At 50.1% G+C, this 23,044-nt stretch carries 19 protein-coding genes; 1 reads left to right on the top strand and 18 read right to left on the bottom strand.

Annotated elements, in window-relative coordinates:
• Positions 1–85: 85 nt before the first annotated feature.
• The 4 genes from ACZ481_RS04340 to ACZ481_RS04325 are packed head-to-tail and all read right to left on the bottom strand — an operon-like array spanning position 86 to position 3,384.
• On the bottom strand, positions 86–370 hold the full coding sequence (locus tag ACZ481_RS04340; protein ID WP_464768941.1) for a ferredoxin family protein: 285 nt from the start codon (positions 368–370) through the stop codon (positions 86–88).
• Complete coding sequence (locus ACZ481_RS04335) at positions 367–1,659, bottom strand: FAD-dependent oxidoreductase (RefSeq protein ID WP_464768940.1); 1,293 nt, start codon at positions 1,657–1,659, stop codon at positions 367–369. Before ACZ481_RS04335 ends, ACZ481_RS04340 begins: the two co-directional genes overlap by 4 nt.
• Before the next feature lie 45 nt (positions 1,660–1,704).
• The gene (locus tag ACZ481_RS04330; protein WP_464768939.1) at positions 1,705–2,598 is read right to left on the bottom strand and encodes an electron transfer flavoprotein subunit alpha/FixB family protein; all 894 of its coding nucleotides are present in this window, start codon (positions 2,596–2,598) and stop codon (positions 1,705–1,707) included.
• A gap of 15 nt (positions 2,599–2,613) precedes the next feature.
• Positions 2,614–3,384, bottom strand: a complete 771-nt coding sequence (locus ACZ481_RS04325; RefSeq protein ID WP_464768938.1) for an electron transfer flavoprotein — start codon at positions 3,382–3,384, stop codon at positions 2,614–2,616.
• Positions 3,385–4,324: 940 nt separating this feature from the next.
• Between ACZ481_RS04325 and ACZ481_RS04320 the strand changes: the two genes are divergently transcribed.
• The gene (locus ACZ481_RS04320) at positions 4,325–5,611 is read left to right on the top strand and encodes an MFS transporter (RefSeq protein ID WP_464768937.1); all 1,287 of its coding nucleotides are present in this window, start codon (positions 4,325–4,327) and stop codon (positions 5,609–5,611) included.
• A 23-nt stretch (positions 5,612–5,634) separates the two neighbouring features.
• On the opposite strand, the gene ACZ481_RS04315 is transcribed toward ACZ481_RS04320, so the two are convergent.
• The 14 genes from ACZ481_RS04315 to ACZ481_RS04250 form a co-directional block, all read right to left on the bottom strand.
• Positions 5,635–6,930, bottom strand: coding sequence for an MFS transporter (locus ACZ481_RS04315; protein WP_464768936.1), 1,296 nt, complete (start codon positions 6,928–6,930; stop codon positions 5,635–5,637).
• Positions 6,931–7,040: 110 nt separating this feature from the next.
• Positions 7,041–8,504 carry an S-layer homology domain-containing protein gene (locus ACZ481_RS04310; protein WP_464768935.1) on the bottom strand — a complete coding sequence of 488 codons (1,464 nt, stop codon included), beginning with the start codon at positions 8,502–8,504 and terminating at the stop codon, positions 7,041–7,043.
• A 55-nt stretch (positions 8,505–8,559) separates the two neighbouring features.
• Positions 8,560–9,837, bottom strand: a complete 1,278-nt coding sequence (locus tag ACZ481_RS04305) for an MFS transporter (protein ID WP_464768934.1) — start codon at positions 9,835–9,837, stop codon at positions 8,560–8,562.
• Between the two features lie 128 nt (positions 9,838–9,965).
• Positions 9,966–10,256: a ferredoxin family protein gene (locus ACZ481_RS04300; protein WP_144348814.1), complete on the bottom strand. Its 291-nt coding sequence runs from the start codon at positions 10,254–10,256 to the stop codon at positions 9,966–9,968.
• Positions 10,253–11,536, bottom strand: coding sequence for an FAD-dependent oxidoreductase (locus ACZ481_RS04295; protein WP_464768933.1), 1,284 nt, complete (start codon positions 11,534–11,536; stop codon positions 10,253–10,255). The genes ACZ481_RS04300 and ACZ481_RS04295 overlap by 4 nt, the downstream gene beginning before the upstream one ends.
• Before the next feature lie 36 nt (positions 11,537–11,572).
• Positions 11,573–12,505, bottom strand: a complete 933-nt coding sequence (locus tag ACZ481_RS04290) for an electron transfer flavoprotein subunit alpha/FixB family protein (RefSeq protein WP_464768932.1) — start codon at positions 12,503–12,505, stop codon at positions 11,573–11,575.
• Between the two features lie 18 nt (positions 12,506–12,523).
• Entirely contained in the window at positions 12,524–13,300 is a 777-nt protein-coding gene (locus tag ACZ481_RS04285) for an electron transfer flavoprotein subunit beta/FixA family protein (protein WP_464768931.1), read from the bottom strand.
• Positions 13,301–13,370: 70 nt separating this feature from the next.
• Positions 13,371–14,510 carry an acyl-CoA dehydrogenase family protein gene (locus tag ACZ481_RS04280; protein ID WP_464768930.1) on the bottom strand — a complete coding sequence of 380 codons (1,140 nt, stop codon included), beginning with the start codon at positions 14,508–14,510 and terminating at the stop codon, positions 13,371–13,373.
• A gap of 30 nt (positions 14,511–14,540) precedes the next feature.
• Entirely contained in the window at positions 14,541–15,686 is a 1,146-nt protein-coding gene (locus ACZ481_RS04275; RefSeq protein WP_464768929.1) for an acyl-CoA dehydrogenase family protein, read from the bottom strand.
• Positions 15,687–15,692: 6 nt separating this feature from the next.
• Positions 15,693–17,267, bottom strand: a complete 1,575-nt coding sequence (locus tag ACZ481_RS04270) for an acyl CoA:acetate/3-ketoacid CoA transferase (RefSeq protein WP_464768928.1) — start codon at positions 17,265–17,267, stop codon at positions 15,693–15,695.
• A 315-nt stretch (positions 17,268–17,582) separates the two neighbouring features.
• Complete coding sequence (locus ACZ481_RS04265) at positions 17,583–19,013, bottom strand: sigma-54 interaction domain-containing protein (protein ID WP_464770573.1); 1,431 nt, start codon at positions 19,011–19,013, stop codon at positions 17,583–17,585.
• A gap of 145 nt (positions 19,014–19,158) precedes the next feature.
• A complete protein-coding gene (locus tag ACZ481_RS04260) occupies positions 19,159–20,292 on the bottom strand; it encodes a uroporphyrinogen decarboxylase family protein (RefSeq protein WP_464768927.1) in 1,134 nt (377 codons plus the stop codon).
• Between the two features lie 63 nt (positions 20,293–20,355).
• Positions 20,356–21,168: a methyl-accepting chemotaxis protein gene (locus tag ACZ481_RS04255; protein WP_464768926.1), complete on the bottom strand. Its 813-nt coding sequence runs from the start codon at positions 21,166–21,168 to the stop codon at positions 20,356–20,358.
• Positions 21,169–21,590: 422 nt separating this feature from the next.
• Positions 21,591–22,883, bottom strand: coding sequence for an MFS transporter (locus ACZ481_RS04250; RefSeq protein WP_464768925.1), 1,293 nt, complete (start codon positions 22,881–22,883; stop codon positions 21,591–21,593).
• Positions 22,884–23,044: the final 161 nt, after the last annotated feature.

The raw sequence follows: 23,044 nt of genomic DNA, 5'->3' as shown, positions 1-23,044 counted from the left end.
CTTCTTCGCCTGATGAAAGGCTTGAAGCGGGTTTTCTAACAGTTTCTTGTCACACGCCTGATCATATATTATATTCTTCTGCAGGTCATCCCCAACGAAACTCTATACCTAATGTTCCTACAGGATATTCCCATTTTTCCAGAATCGTACTGCCGCAAAGCACCCGGCAGGTGCCGCATTCGATACATCCGGCATAGTCAAAATGAATGATGCCGTTTTCATCAACCTTGTATAATCCGGCCGGACAAGCCAGTACCAGCTTTCGCAGTTCCTGCCTGTCAGGCTCGGCTGTAAGAATGATATGGGCATTGTCTTCATCTACAAAAAATTTATTTAAACTAAGCTTCTCATCTACATTGACCGTACTCACAAGGACCGCACCCCCTTCCAACTGTCCCGCATGATGTTGGTAATACCAATTTTCCGGACATGGTTAAGCATATTTTTCATCAACGGCTTCGCCGGCTGTCCGGTGACTGTAAATAGGTCAGTCAGCATGTCGGCTGCCAGCCGGGGATAGCCGTCAAAGAGGCGCGGTGTTGTTTCCAAAAAGTGCGGTAGATTTTTATACAGGTTTAAATCCTGCATGAGATAACTCTGCTTCAGTTTAGTCTGATACAGGCTAAGGGTCGCCTCACTATAGTCCTGCCTGTCCTTGGCAGCCAAAACAGCCTGCGCGGCACACTCGGCGGAGGTGACTGCCAAGTCCATCCCCCGCACGCAATAACCGGTATTAATGCAGAATCCGGCGGCATCGCCAATTACCAGCACACCATTGCCAGCCAGCTTCGGCACCATCGCCAGCCCTCCTTCCGGCACAAGGTGGCCAGAGTATTCCACAAGTTTGCCACCCCTGACCAGCGGCTCAATGGCCGGATGCTGTTTAAAATCCTCCAGCAGCTGCGGCACCGCTTTATCGCCTTTGATTAAATCGCTCAGTGTGCAGACTATACCAAGGGATAAGCTGGACTTATTGGTATATAAAAAGCCGCCGCCTGTTCTGCCGCCGGAAGGAAGCCCGGCAAACAGCCAGGCGGTTCCCTCATCCTCCCGGCAGTTGAAACGGTCATTGATCACTTCCCGGGGCAGTTCGATAATCTCTTTTACGCCCACGGAAACCTGGCCAGGCAGCAATTCGTGGCAATAGCCGATTTTTTGCGCCAGCAGCGAATTCACGCCATCAGCTAAAATCGTAATATCAGCCTCCATTTCATCCTCACCGGCAATCACCCCGCAGACGTTACCGTCACGGACAATTAAATCATCAACCCGGATACCGCTGACAATCAGGACGCCTGCCGCCTCCGCCTTTTCTGCCAGCCACTGGTCAAACACGCTGCGTAATACGGAATAAGAATCACTGCCTTGCTGGCCTAAGGAACCGGAGTAGAAATCCAAGGTTACACTGCTATCCTCGGTCATAAGACTGATTTTTTCCCGGGTAATCTTACGCTCCACCGGTGCTTCCCGGGCAAAGTCCGGAAAAATTTTTTCGAGACTGTGGCTGTAGATTCTGCCTCCGCTCACATTTTTACTGCCGGCAAATGTTCCCCGTTCTACCAGCATTACTTCCAGGCCCGCCTGGGCAAGCAGATAGCTTGCGACCGTGCCGGCTATACCGCCCCCGACGACGATGGCGTCAAATTTTTCCTCAGCCATGATAACACCCTTTCCAGTCGCCTCATAAAACTACCCTATGCTCGACTATTTTAATTGACTGATCAATGCCGGCACCACTTTATACAGGTCACCGACAATACCGTAATCGGCCTGCTTAAAAATCGGCGCATTTTTGTCTTTATTAATAGCAATGATTACCTTCGACCGGCTGATGCCAACCGTATGCTGAATCTGGCCGGAGATGCCGGCCGCAATATACACCTCCGGTGCCAGCATCAGGCCGGATACACCGATATAGGTTTCTTTGGGCAGCCATTTTTCGGCCTCCGCAATAGGCCTGGTGCAGCCAAGTTCAGCCCCGATGGCATCAGCCAGTTCCCGCATTATGGCCAGGTCTTCCTGCTTGGCCAGGCCACGGCCTACACCGATGATTTTTTTAGCACTGGCCAAATCGACAGAGATTTTTGGTTTTTGTACCCGGCTTGCTACGTTGACCTTGATGCCAGGTTCAATATAGGCGACCGTCTCTACTTCCCCCCGGCCTGTCACAGGTGCTGCAGGGGGCAGTACGCCAGGACCGATAAGAACAATGGCTGTTCCTGCCACCACTTTTTCCTGGCGGACTGCCGCCCCGCCATAAACCATGCGCCGGCTTGCAAGATTATCTGTAAACCCGATAACATCAGTGACAGCGCTGGAACCTTTCATAGCGGCAAGCCGGCCGGCAATCAGCTTGCCGCGTTTTGTGGACTCAATCAGCAGCATATCGGCGGCGGCCCTGTCCATAAGCGCCGCAAGGGAATCGGTATAATCCTCCAGCATTACATTCTCCTGGGGCGGAATGGACCATATTTTATCGGCGGCCAGTTCTCCCGGCGCGCCAATAACGACGGCTTCGACCTGATCCCCCAGACTGCGTGCACCGCTGCACAGGTCAGCCAAGGCCTTATTCCGTTCTGCAAAAACCAGTATTTTCATTGTTGTGCCCACCCTTTACTTCAATTCTTTAATAATTTTTTCCAGAAAATTCCGGACCGCTTCTTCTGCATCGCCTTCCAGGATATCCTGCTTGCGTTCCGCTTGCTGAGGGGCCTTCGTTTCCAGGTTCTCAATGGATTTTGCCGGCCGGCCCAGGCCGAGATCGGCAGCGGTCCAGGAAATAGCTGTTTTCTTCCCGGCCGCTAAGATTTGCTTCATGCCGGGAATGCGCGGCACATTGCTGTCAGAGGTAACTGAAAGCACTGCCGGCAATGGAATTTCCAGTATTTCCACCTCGTCCTCCAGAATGCGTTCGACGATAGCCTGTTCATCTTTAATGGAAATTTTACTGACACTGTTGATTGTGGGCAGATTAAGCAGCTGCCCAAGCTGAACACCAACCTGCTGGGCATACAGATCGGCCGATCCTTCGCCACAGAGAATAAGGTCAAACTGGCCTATTTTACCAATCGCTGCTTTTAAAACAGTTGCGGTCTGGTGTGTATCCATATCAGCCAGGCTGTTATCGGCCACTACGTACAGACTTTCCGGCCCCCGGGCCAAAACGTTTTTCTTTAATTTAGAGTCGTTTATGCCGGCGGCGCCGACACTGATCCCCACCACTGCCCCGCCATGGGCTTCAACCAGCTGGGTTCCCGCCTCGATTGCATTGATATCATAATTACTGATTGTCATTTTTGCTCTGTCAAACGAGAGATCGCCAGTAGCGTTAACAATAATGTCCTGTTCTTCCGGCACTATTTTAAAACATGTTATAATCTGCATACTTACACCTCAAATATTAATTATCGTTCACTGATTTATCAGGTAGCAGAAATACAGCTACAATAAATGCTTTTAATCTTGCTAGCCGTCAGTTACGGAGAGAATTTTCTCTGCACCGTAAAACGGCCAGAAAACGGTTGAATATGGCCCTGCAGTATTCAGCGTAAAGTTGGCGACTTGTATCCTTTCAAAATTGCTTGGCATGCGTCTATCCCTCCTTCATGAAATTTTATAATAAAGCAATACACATTTTTTATTAGCAAATATTATGCCAAGTATCTGAATTTGAAATATTAGCAGGCAAATTATCGTCAATATAACGCTGATTTTCTGCCATAACCTTCGTAAAACTGCTTCGCCTTGGCATAAAATTTTGCCAAAAGGAAATAGTCCAAGAGAACGGCAAACAACAGAGTTACTATCCATTAAAACAGCATAACAAAGCCTCCCATGGAAGATGAAACATCTTCGATAGAAGACTTTGTTATGCTCTGTCCACGATAGGACAAGGATTCAGCTGCGTTCATTTACGATAGGCCAAAGGATGAGAAAGCTTCTATTTTTGTATTACAAAAACAGCAGTCGCTCTACAGTTTTAGGCTAATCAGCGGAATAAATTATCCTATTATAAAATCAGTTTTTTAAAAAATTTCAAAAAAATAAATACTAATTACCATGGAACAAAGGCATTCTTTGACAAATTTAGACAGTTTCTCTTCACAAAAGACATTTTTTTGGCATGTATTTTGCATCTCTAAAATATGCGAAAAACAGAAAAACTGATTAAGTAAAAGCTAGCACTTGTATTACCAGCCTGATTTTATATGCATTGCAATCGCTGCTGATACAATCATAACTGTCTGGCCAATAGGCAGTTATGATTGTATCCGAACGACGCTGGCAATAACAGGTGTAGCAATAATGGGAGAGGATGCTTTAAATGAAACAACTACCGGAAGGAACTATGAGTCAAAAACCAACACGTCAACGCCACCTGTTATCATTTATTTTACTAATCACACTGTTGATTGCATTTATGGACCGGGTAAATATCTCAGTACTGATAGCCGACCCACATTTTTTACATGATTTGCAATTAGAGGGTCAACCAGTAAAGATGGGCATGCTCATGACTGCCTTCCTGTTTGCTTATGGAGCCTGCAGTTTTCTGCTGGCTCCTTTGGGCGACTACTTAGGCCCTCGCAAAGCCATGATCATTGCTGTGTTTATATGGGTTCTATCACTCGTAATAGGTGGTCTAACATCTTTTTTTGGGCTCCTTATTGTTTCCAGAATTCTATTAGGTATTGGGGAAGGCTTGCATTATCCCATGCAAAATACTTTTGTAAAAAACTGGTTTCCTATAAAAGAGCGGGGCCGGGCGAATATGGTTTGGTCAATGGGAATAACCCTGGCCCCCGTTATTAGCATGCCGTTAGTGTCGGCAATGGTCTATTACGCCGGCTGGCGTTTCAGTTTCTTTGGACTGGCAGTAATCGGTTTAATTCCGCTGGTATTGCTGTGGTTTTTTACAACCGACACACCCCGGCAAAATAAAAGGGTTAATAACGCGGAACTGGATCTCATCGAATCCGGGCTGGCCGCGGAAAAAGCCGCCCAAGGGCAATTGGAGCAGGGATCCTTTAAACAAAACATAACCGCTTTATCTAAAAACACTTCTTTTTGGCTGCTGGTTTTGTTCATGTGCTGCCAATCCTTTGTATACTTTGGCATTATGACTTGGTTACCAGTCTATCTTAAGAATTCACGCGGGTTTTCCTGGGCCGAAATGGGAGCATTAGCCTCACTGCCAGGAGTAGCTGGCTTTTTTACCAAACTGATCTCCGGCTATGTTCTGGATGCCTTCGGACGCAGAGCGCCTGTCCTCCTGATCGCGATGATTGGTCTGGGCACAGGCATATATACTTCGGTTGCAACTGCCAGCAATGTGATGTCCGCTATATTTATCGCCCTGGGTATGGGATTTATGTCCTTTGGGACCCCCGCTGCCTATACATTGCTCCAGGACCTTGTACCGGGTAAAATCATAAGTACCGCCTCAGGAATATTTATCGGGCTTGCGAATGCATTATCAGGCTTTGCTCCGCTGGCGGTTGGCTTTGTAATTGGTGCTACAGGTCACGCAGAAAGTGGTATTGCCTTTCTTAGCGGTGTAGCTGCGCTGGGTGCCGCCAGTGCATTCATTCTTTTGTTGAGAAAATATTAAGCAGGCGAATGTCTACATCCGATCTACACCTTCCTAAACCAGAGGGCAATCATCGCCACCGCCCCAATCAGGCAAAACATGACCAATGACATCAGCCCGCCGGCATAACTGCCGGTCGCGTCAATAAAATACCCGACAATGACCGGTGTAAGCGCCCCGCCGGCACTGCCCAGGCCGCTTTCGAGCCCGCTGCCTGTTGCCAGGGCTTTCTCGGGCACAACTTTTTGAATCATCGACCAATGACCGGGCAGGCCGATGACCAGTGCCGATACGGCCACCACAAGCCACAGCGCTGCTTCGATCTGATCTGTCGCATGAGCGGCAAAATAGATTCCCGCCGCCCCGCCCAGCATATGCAGGATGCCGAAAGTAGCTTTCCGTTCCACCTTATCGGTCAGATAACCGACAGCCACAAGCGCCACAACGGCCGCCGCATAGGGGGCATTAGCCCAGAAGCCCATGCTTTTCCAGGAAAAACCCATAGCCTCTTTCAGGTAGGACGGAATCCAGGTCATCAACCCCCACCAAGCCGCAGAGCTGCAAATATAAAACAACACACACAGCCAGTAATCCAGATTAAACAGGAAGCCCTTGGACGCCTCCCAGGCGGAAACCGGCTCCGCTTTCTGTTTGGCTGCCGCTTCGGCCTGCAGCCCGTTCTCAATATATTCCAGTTCCAGACGGTTGATTCTTTTGCTCTCCCGCGGGTAATCGGTGGTAAAAAACCAAATCAGGATTAACGGTATAATGCCAATAGCTGCTAAGGCGAAAAAGCTTGACCGCCAGCCCCAGTTGCCGACAATCCAGACAAATAAAGGCATGGCAATCGCCGGTCCGGCCGCCAAACCCAGCAGCCAGGTGGAGTTGGCCCGGGCCCGTTCATTGGGCGGAAACCAGTTGCGGACAAACTTCATCTGCATCGGCCAATGCATGCCTTCCCCCAGCCCCAGAATGCATCTGGCCACAAGCATGCCGGTAAAGGTCGTTACCAGACCGCCATAAATGCAGGACAAGCCCCATAATACAATAGCCAAAGCCATGACCTTGCGCGGCCCCCACCAATCGCCCAGCGGTCCGAGAACACTGTTGGCAATGGCATAGGTTGCCAGAAACAATGACATCAGCGACCCCATTGCCACGGCATTGCCCTTGATCCCCATTGCCGCCAAAAAGGCTTCATCGGCCACAAGCACCGATACGTTAACCCGGTCAAGGTATGCAACTAATAATGTCACCAGTAAAACAACGATTACAACTACCCGCTGTTTGGTCGGCTGCTCGGCGGCCTCAGCCTGCTGCAGCAATACTTTTTCACTCACAGTTGTTGCCTCCCCTGCTCTATAGTAATGGAATGAGTAGCACCATGTTGTGTGAAAGATGGCCCCGAACAAGTCGGGGCCCCATTGCTTTTTTGTTTTGTTATTACATTTTAATAGAAGAATTCAAATTTCATCATGTAAGTTTTATCCAGTTTTTTATCTGTCAGGGACGTTAAGCTTCTATCCTTAATTTTGATATCCTGATATTCGAGCGAGAGTACAACATTGTTGGCAACAACATTTTGATACGCCAGGAACCAGGCATTGACATTATCGGTGGTGTGAGTAAACACGTTATACGGCTGACCGGGACTGGCAACGGCCGTAGTATCAAAGCCGCCGGCCCCGGACGGGAGGGCGCCCGCATCCACACTGCGGTAAGATACCATCCAGCCATCTGTGCCTACTTTGGCCGGATTTACCAAGCCGACGGCCTGATACATGGCGGGCGGCGCCTGGCTGTTGCTAAATTGGACAGCCCAGCCTTTGGGATTATCCGGCAAGTTAGCTGCTCCGTCCAGCTTGCTGCCCACATAGTCGCCCAGCAGGGTATATTTGCCCATTTTGTAGACTACCGAGGATGTCCAGCCTTGTGAACTGTCAAAAGAACCGGTGTTGGTGTTGAGCGTCCCCATGCCGGTGGGTGTACTGGTGCCCGGAACATCCGCCCAGTAGTAGCCGCCATAGAGCGTAAAGTTTCTAGACAATTTATAGCCTAATTGCCCGGTGGTAAGCTGGTAGGATTCATTATCGCTATATCTGGCATTACTCGCATCCCACCTGTTGCTTTTAATATTGCCTGTCCAGCCTTTAAAGCTGAGCTTATCCCAACTGTCAGTAAGCAAAATGCCGTCCACATTCATCGGCTTGCCAATTAAACCGGTGGTGATAAAGTCCAGCGCGCTGCGGCCGGCGCGAATAGAGTCAAACCCCAGTGTGTTCTTGGCAGTAACATTCATTTGATCGAGAGCGATTTCCGAGCCGGAGCTGTATTCAGCATTGCCGAATTTATTGCCGCCGGTAGTGGCAATACGGCCAAAGAACGACATATTATCGTTGATATTGCCCCAGAATTTAATCCGCTGCCGGAATTCAAACGTGTCCGATCCCGACAACTTCTTTGAACCTGCCGGGGTAGGATCGTTGCCTACTACCCGGAAACGGGTTTCGCCGCCGATCCAGGTATTCGTTTTCGCCTCTACCTTGGCCATGCGCACACCCAGACGGTTTAGCTCACCGGCAAACTCGGCCGACAGTTTATCGATCAGTTGTTTATTGGCTTCGTCGGCACTATCAAACTTATCCATGGCTTTAGCCACGAGAATGGCAAATTCATACCGGCTCATAGTCTTATCACCACGGAAAGTTTTGTCACCATAACCATCGATAAAGCCCGCTTGCGCCAGTTGATCCACCGCAGTATAAGCCCAGTGGCCGGCCGGCACATCGGTAAAGGACTGCCCCGGGGCCGCCTGCACGGTAGTGGTCAGGGCCGGGGTGCCGGCCATTGTAATCGACAGCAGTGCCAAGGGTACGATTGCCAGCCATTTTTTCGCGTTTTTCATTTTTCTCATAATGATCGCCCACCTTTTTTTATTTTAGTGATTTTACCTCTGGATCTATTTGCTGTTAGGCTTTGATTGTTGAATCAGCAGTTCTTTTCTGCGGCATAGTGGCAAAGAACAAGGCGCATATTCCCACGATGCAGATAGCAACATTGAGGTAGAAGGCCGGGGTATAGCTCTTAAACACATCGAACAGTTTGCCGCCGACCAGCCCGGCCGGTGAGCAGGCAAGGGCTGATAACAGCAGCATCATGCCATTGACCTTGGGGAAGGCAACCGGTCCGAAATAGTTGCCGACCATAGTGTTTAAGCAGACAAAGGTCCAGCCAAAGCCGGCTCCGTACAGGATAGCGGCCGCAAAAGCCACCATTAATGCATCTGCGGTGACATTGATAGCCAGGAAAGAGCCCACAAAGTAGCAGCAAATGCCCATCATGAAGGCAAAGCGGGCCGGCATTTTGTCCATCAGCCAGCCGCCGATCAGGCGGCCGGCAATACCACCCATTGTAAAGAGGCCCATTGCCCAGGCGGCGTCAGCCGGGTTAATGCCCAGGCCCCTTAAATGCAGGATCCAGTGAGCGGTAAAAAAGAAGAAGGGAAACTGGCAGGCGAAGGAGCCAACAACAATCATCCAAAACGAACGGGTACCGTAGGCTTCACTTGGGGTCCAGTTGAACTTGGTAGCCAGGGAATTGACCGGCCCGGCCTGGGCACCAGCCTGTTCCTCAAGGCCGTCAACCAGCTGCCCCAGATCCTCCGGCCTTTCCTTAACGGTGAAAAAGGCAACAACCGCCGCCACAATAGCAATGCCGGCAACGATCAGCCAGGCCTGGCGCCAGTCGCCGCCATTGGCGGCAAGCACCTTGTTCATCAGCGGCGCCCCCAGGAAACCGGCAAAGCCTGACGCGGTTAAGGTGATGGCCATCGCCCGGCCGCGGTATCTTTTAAACCAGCGGGTAACTGCCGTCGACAACGGCACAATGGTACCAAAACCGATACCGGAGCCAATGATGACACCGAAGCCGACCAGATAATGCCAGGGCTGGGAGGCAAAAAAGGCCATCCACAATGTCCCGACCAGAATCAAGGCCGAACCAATGCCAAAGGTTGACCGGACACCCCATTTGCCAATGGCGGCAGCCACCAGAATCGAGGGTACACCAACGAAAAAGTTCAATAAGGTAAAGCCCATGCCATAAACACTGCGCTCCATGGTAATTTCTTTTAACATATATGTATTAATAACTGCCCCACCATACAGAGGAAAACCCATGTTTAAGAGATACAGGAACCATAATGCCCCTACTAGTTTCCAGCCATAAAACTGTTGCTTGTTTTCCATTTCCTCAATCCCCTCTAAATTATTGTTGGGCCTATTGCCGCTATTTTCTTATGGTTCTGATAATTTGCCTGTTATGTATCCGGCCATGGTTGACCAAATACATAACAGCAATTATGCTCAGCGTTCATTTAACCGTAGCGAAAGGCAATCCCAAAGGTACCGCGTGGATAAGTCCATTTGATAATTCCCTTGTCTTTGCAGACAACCCGGCAGGTGCCGCATTCCAGACAGCCTGCATAGTCAAAATTCATTTCGCCCTCTTTCAGGGTATAAAGCACGGCCGGGCAAACATACAGGCAAGGCTTTTCCTGACACCGGGCACAAACCGTCTTATCCAGAACAATGTGCGGTTCTTCTTCGTCGACAACGAATTTGTTTAATCCCAGCAGTTCTTCCGGCGAAAGTTTTTTTACAGTCATATCGCTTTAAACCCCTTCCAGCCGTCAGCAATAAGCTGGCCCATTGTTACATGTTTTTTCAATACTTTGAACATAGCCTTATCCATGCGCTCGGGCACGCCGCCGTCAACAGCAAACAATGTTTTCATCATCTCATTGGCCATGGCCGGATACACGGATATCATCCGCCGGTTGCTCATCAGCTCATGGAAATTGGCATAAAGCTTCATGGTGGCCAGCAGCGATAGCTTCTCCAGCTGCTGAACATAAGCCGGGCCAATCTGACTCTCATCCGCCTGCCGGAGGATGGCCTGCGCCGCGGCAACGCCGCTGACAATCGCCAAGTCAATGCCGCGCAGAATCGTCCCGCTGTTTACGACCATGCCGGCAGCATCGCCAACCAGCACCAGTCCATCCCGGTACAGCCGCTGCGGCATGGCATGATAACCGACCTCCGGCACAAGATGAGCCCCATACTCTGCCGTTGTGCCGTCTTTGATCAGCGGATAGATTGCGGGATGCATTTTTAAAGTCTGCAAAATTTCATGAATCTTGCTGTGTTGTCTGGCCAGGTCTTCCGGGTTTAGCACCACCCCCAAAGAAATACTGTCTTTATTGGTATAGAGAAAGCCACCACCGAGCACGCCGCCTGAACAACCGATCAGTACCCGGGCCGCACCTTCGCCCGGCTGCAGGTTGAATCTGTCTTCAATCACTTTTTCCGGCAGCTCGATAATTTCTTTCGCCCCAACCCCTACGTTATGACCGGCGATATCTTCCCGTAAGCCGGCCTTCTGGGCAATAAAGGAATTCACTCCGTCGGCCGCAATGACAACGGTTGCGTAGATTTCATCATCACCGGCCTTAATGCCGACAATTTTGCCGTCGGCCTCAATTAGTTCATCGACGACAATGCCGGGCGCCACCATGGCCCCCTGCTCTTCAGCCTGACCGGCAAACCATTCGTCAAAAGGAGCCCGCAGCACCGAGTAAGACTGGGGAACCCCCTCGCCGAAGCTATAATCAACATAATCCATGGTCACCGCACTGGTTTGCCCCAGCATCATGATTTGCTCCCTGACCACTTTCCGTTCCAGTGGCGCCTGCTGATACAACCCAGGCTCTACCAGTTCCAGCGCATAAGTATACAAACGACCGCCGGTAACATTTTTGCTGCCGGCGCTGGCACCCCGCTCTACCAGTAAAACACTTTTACCGGCTTTGGCTAATACGTAAGCGCAGGCAGCTCCGGCCGGACCGGCGCCGATAATAACCGCATCAAATTTTTCATCAGCTGACATACTATAAAGCCTCCTGTGGTAAACGGCACCGCCGCCCTATTTTTGCAGCGCTTTGGTCAATAAGGGCACCACTTCGTACAGATCGCCCACAATCCCATAGTCAGCGGCTTCGAATAGCAGGGATTTTTCATTGGTATCTATCGCCACAATCACCTTGGCGTCCCTAATCCCTACCACATGCTGCACCTGGCCGGAAATCCCCATACCGATGTACAGTTCAGGTTTAACCTTCTGACCGGAAATGCCAATATACCGGTCATTAGGCAGCCAGTGATAATCCTCGGAAATACCGCGGGTGCAGCCAATTTCAGCCCCCACGGCCGCTGCCAGCGCTTCCGCCAGGGACAGGTCCTCTTGCTTGTTTAAACCCCGTCCTACACAAACCACGCGGCTGGCGCCGGCAATATCCGTCCCCTGACGGACAATGGGGCAGACGTTAGTAACGGAGATTCGCCCATCCTCATTAGCCGCCTCAACAGTCACCACCTCGCCGGCCCCGTTCCCCTGAGCCGGCGCTTCCGCGAACGTCCGGGGCGGGATGGTGACAAATGCCGGCAGCGCCACTGCTTCTGTGGAGACAGCCAGGCCACCATAGATTAAGCGGCTTGTTTCAATATTGCCATTGGCGTAAGTTATAGTTGCAGCATCGGTAACAAGGCCGGCCTGCATAGCGGCCGCCACTTTGGCGGCAAGATCTTTGCCCCGCAGGGTTCCGCCTACCAGAACAACTGCCGCCTCCTCCCGGACCAGAATATCGGCTATAGCAACGTCATAGCTCTCAGGCCAGGGGTTGGTGCCCCTTAATACATATACTTTATCAGCGCCGGCAGCAACGAAGGTCTGGGCATCCTGACTGTTGGGCGTAAGTACACCAACAGCCTGATTTAATTGGTTTTTGAGTTCGAGACCGGCGGTCAGGAGTTGTCTGGCAACTGCGCTATCTTCTGAATAAATCCAAATTCCCGGCATGTTTTTTACCCCTTTCCTCTAGCACAGGCCCTCTTGGGCAAGGCTGGCAACTAATTTGGCAACATTGTCGGCCTGATCAGCGTCCTTGAAGATGACCTTTTTCCGGTCCATAACATAACCTTGTACCGACAATTTGCGCACCTTTGGCGTCAGGTCGCCGGCAGCAAGCCCCAGGTCATTCAGCTTCCATTCTTCCGCAGGCTTCTTGGCTGCCCCCATGACCTGTTTAAGGCCCGGTATCCGTGGTTTGTTGATTTCCGGCAAAACACTGATCACGGCCGGGCCTGTTACCGTCACTTCTTCCGTGCAGTCCCCCAGTTTGCGAATCGCCGTAACTTTGCCGTCAGTGATGCTTAACTGCTGAACAAAGGTAACGGCCGGTATGCCAAGCAAAACCGCCAGCCGGGAGGCTGTCTGCTGGCTGTACGCATCGGCGCTGCCTTCCCCGCACAGAATAAGATCAAAGTGCCCGGCTTTTTTGATAGCGGCTGCCAATACATTGGCGGTCACAAAAGCGTCTGCCTGGTCGGCCGCGGCATCACCAATCCAGAACACTTTGTCCAGGCCCCGGGACAATGCATCCTTCAGCGACTGCTTTACCGCAGCATTCCCAAAAGTGATGGCTTCAACGGCGACGCCGTGCTGTTCTGCCAAGAGTGCGCCCGCTTCTATTGCATTTTTGTCATAATCGCTGATTTTGTACTTGGCTTTGCTGATGTCGAGGGATAAATCCCCGGTAATTTTAATGTCTTGTTCGTCTAATACCCACTTGTAGCAGACAAGAAGCTTTTGCATGATTTTCCCCTTTCTCTTGGCAGAGAGGGTGCGGCACCCTCTCCTTGTCAATATTTCAGGCTACTTAAACTTAGGCAAGCAAAGCTTCGACGATTGCTTTCTCAGGAAAATCGACGGAGCTTTCTTTGATAATTGCGCCCTTCACATCGCGGTACAGCCGGGACACAACCATTTCCTGGCTGTAGCCATAACCGCCTTCAATCTGAATCACATCAATCAATGCGCTTTGTCCGATCCGGGCGGCAAATAATTTTACCATCGCTGCTTCTGTCGTAAAGGCTTCCCCATTTTCAATCAGCCTGGCAGCATCATATACAGCCAGACGGGTCAAATGAATATGGGCAGCCATCTCGGCCAGCATGGTCTGAATGGCGGGGAAGCTGACAATGGGACGGCGGAACTGGATTCTTTGCTTACCGTATTTGACGGCATCCTCCATGGCTGCCTGGGCAATACCGAGCACCATGGCGGCTTCCGCCACACTGGCAACAGACTGGGCTGCCTGGGCAATCGCCAGCCCATCCCCTTCCGCCCCTAACAGGTTAACGGCCGGAACCCTGACATTCTCGAAACTCAGTTCAGCCGACAGGCAGCCTCGGAGCCCCATTTTGCCGATATTCCGGGTTACCGCCAGACCGGCGGTCTTGCCGTCAACAATAAAGGCGCTGATACCTTTAGGCCCGGCTTCCGGGTTGGTCAGGGCAAACACAATATAGATACCGGCAGCGCCGCCGTTGGCAACATAGCATTTACGGCCATTCAGGATATAGCTGTCACCGTCTTTAACCGCCACAACCCGCTGTGCTCCTGCTCCCGGTGCCGCACCAGGCTCACTCAGGGCAAACGCCCCCAGCTTCTGACCATTGCACAAAAACGGCAGATAATTTTGTTTCTGTTCAGGCGTACCATACTTGTTAATAGTGTAGGCAGCCAGCGAGGCATGGTTAATCAGGATAGCCGCCACAGCACCGCTTACCCGTGATAGTTCCTCGACCAGCAAGGTATAGCTGAGATACCCGGCCTCTGCCCCGCCATATTCACCAGGCAGAAAAATCCCAAGAAAATCATGTTCGGCCATTTTCTGCACTATTTCCGCCGGATATACGCCTGTGCTGTCAATCCCGGCGGCTGCCGGCTCCACGTACTCTTGCGCGAATTCCCGGGCATTCTGCTGAATCAGTTGTTGCTCTTCTGTTAATGGATAACTCATGCGTACCCCTCCTCTTCTTTCTGCCGCCGCTTATTTGGAATTGAGCAGCAGCCCGGATATAACAATCCGCTGAACCTGATTAGTGCCTTCATAAATCTGAGTAACCTTGGCATCACGCATCAGCTTTTCCACAAAGGAATCCCGGGAATAGCCATAATGTCCCATCAACTCCACAGCTTCCGCGGTCACCCGCATCGCGGTATCGGTGGCGTAAGTCTTGGCCATGGCGGCTTCCTTGGTATAGGGCACGCCCGCATCCTTCAGCCGGAGGGCATTACGGACCAGCTGCCTGGCAGCCTCCACCTGGGTTGCCATATCGGCCAGTTTAAAAGCAACAGCCTGATGAGTACCGATAGGCTTGCCATTAATGTCCAGGAATTCTTTAGCATAGGTAATGGCCGCATCAAGAGCCCGGCGGGCAATCCCCACCGCCATGGAAGCCACAATCGGTCTGGCCATATCCAGGGTTTTCATGGCCAGCTTCATACCTTCGCCTTCTTTACCCAGCAGATGATTGTGCGGAATCCTCACATTCTTCAGGATAATCTCCACCGTATTGGAGCTGCGGATACCCATCTTGTGTTCAACAGCCCCGATAATAACGCCCTCGCGCTCTTTCTCCACAATAAACGCACTAAGACCTTTAACCCCTTTGCTGGGATCGGTGGAAGCAAATATAACCATGATATCAGCATAGCCGCAAGTAGTGGCAAAGCATTTTGTCCCGTTCAGCACCCACTCATTACCTTCCAGCTTGGCAGTGGTTGTGCAGGCACCCGCATCGGAACCGGCACCCGGCTCAGTGAGGGCAAAGCCGCCCATACCGCCGGCCACCAGCCGACCGTAATATAATTTCTTCTGTTCTTCCGTGCCGGCAATAGCCAGCGGATAAGAACTCAGCCCGTTACCGCCCAGGGTCGTCGCAAAAGCGGCGCAGCCATAACCCCATTCTTCAACAACAACAGACTGAGTAACGGCGTCGTAACCGGGACCACCATACTCTACCGGTATTGCCATACAATTTAAGCCGGCCTTTTTAACTTCAGCCAGAATAAATTCATGAAATTCCCCTCTGGCATCCCATTCCTCTGCGACCGGAATAATATGCTCGGCCGTAAACTCCCGGGCCACCTGCTGCAATTGCTGCTGCTGCGGGGTAAGTGTCATATCAACCATGTTTTATCACCCTTTCGTTTTCGCTTCGACAAGTTGTCTAAGCTGTCCCCATTTCGGCGCGAAAATCCCGCTGTCCATCGTTTTTAAAGCCGGCGAAATGACAGGTTTAAAGTCCATAAGAGCCAGGACGTCCTTTTCCAGGTCAATGCCGGGGGCAATTTCAGTCAGGTTCATTTGCCCATTTTCCAGGGTAAATACGGCCCGTTCCGTGATATAAACCACCGGCTGCCCGACTTTTTGCGCATATTTGCCACTAAAGGTAATCTGCTCAACCATGTCGATGAACTTTTTATTTTTGCCTTCCTTAAGAATGGCCAGCTTGCCATCCTGGACGGCAACCTCCAGGCCGCCGGCGGTAAACGAACCACAATACACTACTTTCTTGGAACTCTGGGTTATATTAATAAAACCGCCGCAGCCCATCGGCCGGCCTTTAAACTTGCTTACATTCACATTACCGTCTTTATCTGTTTGCGCCAGGCCCAGGAAAGCCACATCAATGCCGCCGCCGTCGTAATAGTCAAATTGGGCATGGTGCTCGACTACAGCCTCGACATTATAAGAATGGCCGAAATGGGGTATGCTGGCCGGAACCCCGCCGATGCCGCCGGCTTCGGTAGTTAAAGTCAGCAGTTCTGTCAGGTTCTCTTCCGCGGCAATCGCGGCAACATCGCTGGGAATACCCACACCTAAGTTCACAATGGTATTAGGCGCTAATTCCAGGGCCGCCCGGCGGGCAATAATCTTCCGTTCATCCATCGGCAGTTCAGGGATGCTGTTTAACGGCACTTTGAGATCGCCGGCAAAGGCAGGATTGAAATACAGGCCTTCGGTCTGCCAGCAGCTCTCCGGTTTGCTTGCTATCACAATATGGTCAACCAGAATCCCCGGAACTTTCACCTGTTTGGGATGCAGGGAACCGGCCTTAGCCAGATATTCGGCCTGCACAATAACAATGCCGCCGGAGTTTTTCGTGGCCTGGGCCAAGGGCAGCGCTTCCATAAGAACGCCCTCTTTTTCCATTGTCAGGTTGCCATGTTCATCAACAGTCGTCCCCCTGATAATGGCCACATGAATGGGGAAAGTCTTATAGAAGAGCCACTCTTCGCCTTCAAACTCCACAACTTTTACAATATCCTCCGTTGTTGCCGAGTTCATTTTAGCGCCATCCACCCGGGGATCAACAAACGTTCCCAGGCCGACTTTCGTGATAAGGCCCGGCCGCTTGGCGGCGATTTCCCGGAACAATTGCACAATGACCCCCTGCGGCAGGCAGTAAGCTTCCATCTTGTTTTCCGCCAGCAGTTTGGACATTCCGGCCGATGAGCCAATATGGGCGCCGATCCACCGCTTAACAAGCCCCTCTTTTCCCAGGCGGGTGGTCCCCCGCTCTTTCCAGTCACCGATTGCCGAAGCATGGGTCAGCGTTATATTCCGGGGATGACCGGTTTCCACAAATCTCTTTTCAATAGCCTGCGCAACCTCTTCAGCCCAGGCGCCCAGACCAAACCCGGTCGCAGCCACGGTTGCGCCGTCCTGAATCAAAGCCGCAGCCTGATCGGCAGTTATAACTTTTGACACGATAAATCTCCCCTTTCTGTTCTTGACCGTTGTCGTAAATATGTATAAGCAAATTTTATGCCAATATCACTAAGGAGCAAAATGGCGGCGGAATTAGCCGGAATTCCGGTCAGGAAGCAATCTGGCGGGAGATTTTAAGTACCTTTTTTGCAACAATTTATAAAATTTTAAAAATTGGATGTACCTAATTAGGTACATCCAATGAATCCCGGCCGCCTTTGCCCCCTGTTTCCCTGGCTTCCGGCTGGCCGCCAGGCAGCTGACAGGCAAAATAAATAACTGGGTGTGCCTAAACAGCACACCCAGTTATGCCTGCTAATTCTTTTCGTTTCTCTCTTTCTCAAAAGACTTTAATTTCCGGTACAATACCGTCCGGTAAATGCCTAGCCGTTCAGCTGCTTCTCCCATCCGGCCCCCGCACTCATTCAGCACCTGATATATATACCGTTCTTCCACGGCCCGCGTCACTTGTTTCAGCGTGCCATTCAGTCCGGCTAACCGAAACGGATCATATTGCGAGCCCATTTCATAAACCTTGCTGTCATCCAGCAGCTGTTCCGAGGGATAATTCTGCAGGCTGCTGATGACCAGCCGTTCAACCACATTCCTTAATTCACGGACATTACCCGGCCAGTTGTATTTTTGCAACGAGCTTAACGTATCAGGCGTTAGTTGGATTTCCGGCCCGTATTTTTTTTTAAAGTCTTCAAAGAACTTAAAAGACAGCGCAACAATGTCTTCCGGCCGGTCTCGAAGCGGCGGCAGCTGCAGGGGAATAACATTAAGACGATAAAACAAGTCCGTTCGAAAAGTCCCATCAACAGTCATCTTGTGCAAATCCTTATGGGTTGCCGCAATCAGCCTGAAATCCAGCTTCCGGTCCACATGACTGCCCAGACGCCTTACTTCGTAAGTCTCCAAAACCCGCAGGAGTTTAGACTGAAGGGACAGTGGCATCTCGGCAATCTCATCCAAAAACAGGGTGCCGCGATGGGCAGCTTCGAATAAGCCTATTTTTCCGTCCGCACTGGCACCGGTGAACGCCCCTTTTTCATACCCAAACAGCTCTGATTCCACCAGATGTTCAGGCAAAGTAGCACAATTAACGGCAATAAACGCCTCACCGGCCCGCTTGCTGTGACGGTGCAGGTACTTGGCCAGGATTTCCTTACCGGTACCTGTCTCACCATATAGAACAACAGTACTGTCTGTCTGAGCCACATTATGGGCCTGCAGCAACAGCTGGCGCATAGACTTGCTTTCGGCGACCACAGTATCCCGGTCCAGGACATAACTGCGCAAATACTCCACCTCGCGCTTGCGGCGATCAATCAAGTCACGCTTTTCCGGGCTGCTGCATTTGCTGTCAGGTTCAACCGCTCTCCCGGTTGTAAGCACCAGGATAACATTTCCGTCCTCATCCAGGATCGGTGTACTTGTTGAGATTTGTTTAATATTCAGCTTGGTAGTCAGTTCTCCTTTGATCACACACTTTCGTTCTGCCGCTTCCATTATATTTGATTTAGTATAATAGCCTTTGCTGACAAGGTCGCGCACATTGGATTTTAACAGTTGATCCAACGACAGGTCGAGTGTCAATGCAGTCGTAGAATTGGAGAGCAGCACATTGCCATGCCTGTCAGTTACAAATATCGGATCTGGTAACATATCAAAAAGCCGGTCCAAGTTCTGCTTGGAAAACTGATAATTATGCCCTGCTTTCCGGGATTTACGCGGCAATCGCATCACCCTCTCTGCTTTTTCTATCGCATCATTCGACATAAACTAACATTTTTCCTTCTAATCCAGCTATTGCGAATAGTTGAACAATGGGGGAAAATAGGCAAAACAGTCTCACCGGTTGAGCGAAACTGTTTTGCAGTCAATAATTCTAATTATATCTTCCGTATTTTTCCACAGCATCAAAGAAGGCTTTTACATTGTCATGTTTTGCATTCATTGGCAGGTTGCAGCCTGATGAATACATCAGCCCTTCACCATTGCGGAAGGTATTAATCAGTTTTTTCGCATACTCATCCAGTTCACTCGGGGAAGCCACCGTAAATAATGACGCACTTACATCCCCTTTAATGGAGCAGTGACCTTTCAGGATTTCGTGAGCTCTAAAAATATCGGTGGCACTGTCCAGTTCAAGCACAAACTTACCTTTCGGCAAATCCAGGAAGTATTCCAGATTTTTTGTCCAGTCGGCATCAAAATGGAGGATAGGAACAATGTTCTTTTCTACCAGACGATTTACCATCACTTTAAGCTGCGGCCAGACAAACCGTTCAAAATGTTTCTTGCCGATGAATTGGCCTGAACCCCTGACCCCGCCGACAAATACCCGGTTGACACCGGTTGCTTTCACAGCAGCTTCACTGCCGGCAATAACGGCATCATTGATAATCCACAATAATTCTTCTATCTGATCGCCGATTTGGAACATATCCTTATAAAACCGGTCCATCGACCGGACTATGGACAGGGCGTCAAAGGGAATCGTCCCCATGATAGCCCCCCAGGTCATACTCTGCCCGCGGGCCAGGGAACGGTCAATCTCATCCTGACGCAACCGGGCCATTTCCTGCATACCCTTCACTACTTCTTCCCGGCTGACCTGATGGGCCCGCTCCAGAAATAACATCCGGAATTCGGCCCAGCCCTTTTCTTTGAGCAGCGGATAGTCCTCGCGGGTCATCGCTTCGAATTCATGGATTTGGTACTGGGCATTATCCTCCAGTTCGACCCCTGGCATCTTAAAACGCCCCGGGCCGCATTTAGTCGCCACCGGCCCGATCCGGCCGTGCAGCATATATGCATTGCTGTCCCAAACAGGAAAAGCCTCCCAGACTTTTTGCATAGCATCCTGGGCCTTTTCCCAGTCCCAGAGAAATTCTTTGTTGGTCATCCCCACAAACTGGCCGGCATATTGTTCGATAATCGGCGCACAGACCACCCTGTCCACCGGTTCAAGATTAATTGTCGCCACAATTCTCTCTTCTGCTGTCATTACATCAGCCATTTAACTTCACTCCTAATTTAGATTTTATATATAATTTTTTTACTGCCTATAACCACAAAGCCCCTAAACCGTTTCCGCCACCCTCTGCACATCACCGGCCGTTGAGGCTAATTGCTGCATGGATACGGAAATTTCGCTGGTAGCCGCGGCCTGAAGATTGCCCAGTTCAGCAGTTTTTGCCAATGTATCAACAACATAACTTGTATCATGCTGAATTGTTTTGAGAATACTGGCAATATCTTTGACCGAATTGCTGCTATTAACAGCCATCTTACGGATTTCTTCAGCAACCACAGCAAAACCCCGGCCATGATCGCCGGCTCTGGCCGCCTCAATGGCGGCATTAAGTCCTAATAAATTGGAGTTAGCGGCAATCTCACTAACAAATTGCAAAATGTTTGTTGTTTTATTGATATCAGCCAATACCCTTTCCCCGCCAATACGCACCTGGGTTAAATCCTCTGCCAGCCTGGCGGCTGATACCGTAAGGTTTTCCGATGTTACGCTCAGTTGCTGCGTGGTTGCAGCGATGGTATGAGCAACGTTTTGCAAAACCTGATGAGTATGCATGCTGATAGCAGTACCGACAAGACCAATAAACTCGTTATTTTCATCAAATACCGGCTTAATAATCGCCTTTACCGGAATACCGTATACCTCTTTCGGCACCTCTTTAACGACCTTTTGTTTGCTTTTAATGCATTCCGCCATTGCCCCCCCTTGCGCAATCTCACCTATCTTTACATTGGCATGGAACGTGGCAGCCGGTACATAATGCAGGATTTTTCCCTGAGTATCACATACCATGACAGAACAGTCGAAGGCATTAAGATCCCGGAAGAATTCGGCTGAGCTAATAATCTCGTTCAACGTCATAATCAGCTATACTCCTTTGGCTATTCCTTATATGAGCAAATCACATCACTATATATAAGCAATTTTTATGCCAATATTTTAAAATTGAGAATACATCAAATATACCGGCATTTTTGCCGCTTTGATACTATTGCCTGTTACTATTTTGCAACATTTTTAAATAGTTTTTAAAACCTTTATGTACCTAAAAAGGTACATTGCCGTAATTTCACTTACCTGCTGCACCTGAATCAAATTATCAGCCTTGATACTGACTGACTACTGGTCAAGTTATCTCCCCTAAGCGGTTGCAGCAAAACAGAAGCCACGAAGCCATTATTTCAGCAAATGAAATAATGGCTTCGTGGCTTCTTACTATTTATTAAAACAGATATTTGCCCCTATGCCGGCACACCTGCCGGGACCAGGCTCTCTATATCCTGCTAGGCTGGTTTAGTATCTGTAGCAGGAGTGTTAATGGATTGCAGTCTAAGCGGGGTATCAGGCCGCACCAGGAAGCACGCAATAGCGCCGACAAGCGTAAAGGTGGCAGTAGCGGCTATAGCCACTTGCCAGCCAAAGCTTGTAACCAGCCAGGCGGTCACAACCGGAGCAAATACTCCCCCCATATTCCCCCCTAGGTTTATCCAGCCGGTAACTGAACCGATATATTTGCCGCCAATATCATGAGCTGCTCCCCATGCCGATGCAAAAGAAAATCCCAAAGAACCTAATGACAGGGTCAGCCAGATCACATTAAGCGTCGGATTGGTGGCCATCGCTCCTAAATACATAAATAGCCCGCAACTAATAAATCCGGCTACACCCAAATAAGAGCGGGCTATTTTTTTGGTATGGCCGGCGGCAACTAAACGGTCACCCCACCAGCCGGCTAAAAGTGTGCAAAAGGTCAAAGCCAGCCAGGGAAAAGTGGCGGAAATCCCCATCTCTGTCAGTGAAAAATTCTGCGCTTCCATCAGATATAAAGGCAGCCAAACGAGATAAACATACATAATATAGTCGGCAATAAGCACTTGAATACCGGCCGCCCAGAATTGCCTGGACTGCAAAAAATTGCCCCACGGAGCGATTTCCCGTTGTTTACCCTCCTCTTTTATCCTGCCGGCTTCAATATAGGCAAGCTCCTGCTGATTAACAAATTTGCTATTCTCAGGCGCTGACTCAGCTAATAAATGCCACACAATTGCAAAAATTAAACCAACAATACCGTATAAAATAAATACATTTCTCCAACCCATAGTTGCCAAGATCGCTACCGTTAGACCAGTACCAAACGCAGGCCCTATATAGCAGCCGGCCAGCAACATAGAGGAAGCGAATCCCTTCTCCCGGCTTGGAAACCAGCGCCCGACAAAGGCAGTTAAAGCAGGCAGAACCGGAGCTTCACCTATTCCAAATATAGCACGGATAACCGCAAAACCATTAAATGACGAAGCGTAAGCTGTCAGCACAGTAAAAATCGACCACCACGTTACGGCCCCTGTTACAACCGAACGGGGTTTAAAAAAATCTGATAAAATTCCTCCGGGAACCTGCATAGCCGCATAACTAATAAAAAAACAGGTTTGCAGCATACCTATTTCCATTTTACTGAAATTAAACTCACTCATAATTGCCGGCGTAGCCACAGACAAATTTACCCTGTCCATGTATGCGACTAACATAATTAAAAAGCCCAGAAATCCTAATATCCAGCGAAAATTTGTTTTTTTCATAGCCTAACCTCCCCAGCTTAATAACATCATATCAGCTTACCTGTTTTGTCGTCGCAACTGATTCCCTCCTCCAAGCTCCTGCCGCTTTGCCCAGGCCACCGAACAGCTAAACGTACACCAGCCGCCCACTTGCCCCGGTTATCGAATATACTATGCAATAA

The organism is Sporomusa intestinalis (assembly GCF_055383785.1).
Note: the sequence above shows the minus strand (reverse complement) of the source record. Positions and strands in the feature narration are given on the sequence as shown.